The sequence below is a fragment of the Xanthovirga aplysinae genome (assembly GCF_009711365.1).
Lineage (GTDB): Bacteria > Bacteroidota > Bacteroidia > Cytophagales > Cyclobacteriaceae > Xanthovirga > Xanthovirga aplysinae.
Window position 1 is genome coordinate 1 of sequence record NZ_SMMB01000715.1, and the last position, 3,450, is coordinate 3,450.

The 3,450-nt window shown below is 36.0% G+C and carries 4 protein-coding genes; 3 read left to right on the forward strand and 1 reads right to left on the reverse strand.

The genetic code is table 11. The features are described 5' to 3' along the window. Both E1171_RS04525 and E1171_RS04530 read left to right on the forward strand, forming a co-directional pair. On the forward strand, positions 1-707 hold a 707-nt coding region (locus E1171_RS04525), incomplete at its 5' end, for a PIG-L family deacetylase (RefSeq protein WP_155204527.1). A gap of 20 nt (positions 708-727) precedes the next feature. Continuing rightward, positions 728-1,213: a hypothetical protein gene (locus tag E1171_RS04530; protein ID WP_155204529.1), complete on the forward strand. Its 486-nt coding sequence runs from the start codon at positions 728-730 to the stop codon at positions 1,211-1,213. Positions 1,214-1,273: 60 nt separating this feature from the next. Here E1171_RS04530 and E1171_RS04535 read toward each other — a convergent pair whose 3' ends face one another. After that, positions 1,274-2,614 carry a serine hydrolase domain-containing protein gene (locus tag E1171_RS04535; protein WP_155204530.1) on the reverse strand — a complete coding sequence of 447 codons (1,341 nt, stop codon included), beginning with the start codon at positions 2,612-2,614 and terminating at the stop codon, positions 1,274-1,276. A gap of 616 nt (positions 2,615-3,230) precedes the next feature. Here E1171_RS04535 and E1171_RS04540 point away from each other — a divergent pair. Next, positions 3,231-3,450: hypothetical protein (locus E1171_RS04540; RefSeq protein ID WP_155204532.1), on the forward strand; the 220-nt coding region annotated here is incomplete at its 3' end.

Sequence of the window (3,450 nt, forward strand, 5' to 3'; positions counted from 1 at the left end):
TATTCCCACATCCAGATGATGAATCTTCGGGACCAGCCTCAGTAATTCATCATCAAAAAAAAGCTGGACATGAAATCTTCCTGTTAACCCTAACCAAAGGAGGGGGCACCTCCCAACGACTGAAACATGGCCATTCAATTGAAGAAATGGGAGAAATACGTCACAAGGAAATGGTCCAAATGGAAAAAGTTTTAAAATTAGATGGGATGACAGTCCTAGATTTCCCTGATAGGGAATTGAAAGAAATTGACCCCAGAATATTAGAGCAAGCTGTTAAAACTCATATCCAAAAATTAAAACCATCCATAGTAATCACCTATCCTGTTCATGGAATAAGTGGATTCCATGACCATCTAGTAACCCATGCTGTGGTAAAACGAATATTTTTGGAAATGAAAGAAAAGGGAGCAGAGTACCTTAAACGTCTGGCTTTTTTTACTATTCCAGATAATGAACAATCGGTTTATCAGGATTATGGTTTTCGAATCAGACAAAGTGAATTTGAATTTATTGACTGCATTTATAAGCTCGAAGAAGAAGATATTGAAATTATGAATAGATCCTTGAGTTGTTACGAAACCTATCAGGAAAAGATCACCCCATCGGGGATGGTCGGCAACTTGGGGAATCAGGTGTATTTTGAATTCTTTAATGAAGACTTTGAGCCACCTGTGCAAGAAATCACTGAAAGTTTACCTTCATTTTAAAAATTAACTCCCTTTTGGCCATGAATGAAAAACAAATTCTCCTTCTGGAAGAACAGATAACCAAGTTAGAGCAAAAGGAATTTAATCTGGAAGCGTGGAAAAGCTCCACCATCATTATACTAGAAAAAATATTTGGAAGCCGAAATCAAAAAATAGAACAAATTGAGAAAATCCATGTGGATTACAGTAGTTGGACTCTAAGGGACACATCAGGAAGTGTAACTAAGCTAGATGCATGCAAAAGAAGAGCTAGGGAGATTCTTGAAACTTGCATTGCTGAGCTGAAGCTTGGGGAGCAAAAGAAGCAAATGCCAATAGAAGAAATATTGGAAAAAATCACTGAAAATGACCTAACTATTGGTCAATTTAAAGAATTAGCTAAGATGCTGGAAAGTGATAAAAAAGAAAAAGAAATAAAAAACCAGCTAACTGAATTATTTAAAAATGTGGGCAATGAACAATTATTACATATGCTGGTAAATGCCATGTTCGAATTAAGAGGGTAACACCGTTTAAATAGACGAGGCTTTCTCGAATACTCTCCTCAAAATTGGACAAGATCTCAACTAAATGGACTTGGAATCATCAAGATAAACTGGCTTAAGAGGTTGTACCAGGGTTATTTGTGTTTTTGGGAATAAATCAATTTCAGGCCAATCCTCTACCTTTTTTAAAGCAGATTCCATTGCAAATCTAATCTGGCCGTTAAAGGCCGTACCTCTCCAAGTTCCAGAGTTCATGACCACCATATAAGACACTCCATCATTTCTCCGTACAATTAAAGCTGTGGAACCTGCCAATGTTCCAGTACGAACCAAACCCTTACTATAAACGCTTCTCCAACCAATGGGGTGAAAACCTGGTCCTGGGACCTCAATCATCTCCTTAATACTCTCAGCAGATAATATATCATTTTCATTCAAACCATCTATGGCAGAAACTAAGCGCATAAAATCAATAGGAGAAGCGATCCACCCCCCTGCTCCTTCTAAAGCAGACACATCAGTACCTCCATAGGTCTTGGGCTCCATTTCGCCAGTACCGTAAATGGAAGTTCTTAAACTAGCTCCATTATAGTCATAATAAACAACCTCATCTTTTGCTCGTTCTTCCAGACGATTTTTGGCAAGTTTCATATCATAGATCCCAATAGGATTCAAAATAGCACGCCTAACGTAATCTTCATAATTTTCTCCAGTCACTTTTTCAATCACCTTACCCAAAACCATATAACCAAAATTGGAATAATTATAATAAGAGCCAGGTTTATAAGCAAGACGCCTCTTTAACACATATTGGATAATACTTTCTTGATCGGCAGGAGCCGGAACACCCATTGATTTTGCAATCTCAACTGATCGAAACATTGGATCTCCATAAGATCTTACAGACCACCCTCCTGTATGGGATAGTAAATGTCTTACAGTAATCTTATAATAATTTTTATCAGGAATATGCTGATAAATGGAATCGTTCATAATTCCCATCTTTCCAAACACGGGATCATCCAAATTTATAGCCTTTTCTTCTGCCAACTTCATGATGGCTACAGCAGTTACCAATTTGGAAGCGCTTGCAATCCGGAACAAATGATACGGCTCCACCATTTCCTTTTTGGAAACATTTGCATAGCCAAAACCTTTTGTATAAATCAATCTATCATCTTTTGTAACCGCTACGGAAGCACCGGGAATACCATTTCTTCTAAGCAAACGAATAATGGCCTGGTCAATACTTTCCATTTCGGGAACATCAACTTCATTATTGGTTAATTTTAATGGAATAAAGACCGATTTAGTCAATTTATCCATATTCGCTTTGGATGGTTGAAAACCAATGGAAAGAGGAATAATGGCTACCAATAAGAAAACTAAAATATAAAATACACCCGTTCTAAGTCTTTTCATTTTTTCATTTAAATTTCGGCGCCCACAATTCCCACCAAACAGAAAAACTCATATTTTAATTCGAAGAATCTCAATTTTAATAGATAAAAATTTGTAAATCCTCACTTTCTAAAAATAAACCATCACAAAACTACAGATTTACATGAAATACTCCCAATATAAAAATGGCCAATTTTTATATTTTTAGATACACAATCAATGTTTCACCCTATAGCATTGAGGAATTACAGATATTCAGGCACAAAACGATAATTTTCCGTAAGAATTATTTTTGTGGGTAACAAGTTTAATAATTAACACAAACTCTTAAAGGTCAACCAAATAGAATGCAAATTAAGAATGGCTCCCTAAATGCAAACTGCGGGAATATTAATAACATACTTCAACCAAAAATGTTTAAAACAAAATAAAAAACTCTCAAAATAAAAAACGTAATTTCAAGGAATCGCAGCGCATATTTAATCATAACATCCATTTTTGGCCTACCCAGGGGCTTTCATTGATGTGGCTCTTGCTCACCTCTTATGTTACTTCTTGCACTTTTGTTAAAAAACAAATACCCAATCCCTACCCTGAAGAAGGGACCTCTTATAGAATTGTAATAAACCGAAAACATGTGAGGTTCGGACCCTACTATACCGTTCATACTAAACGAAAAAACTTCCAATCATTTGGAGAATCCGTTTTTGGAGAAGAAATCAATAAGAACAGGCAAGCCCTACGCTTTGAATTAAAAGATGCTTATGGGCATCGATCAAGAGTTATAACACAAGAGGGTATTTCTGCGGAAGAAATAAAAAAATTAAAGCATTTTAACATAAATCTTAAGGGAAAAA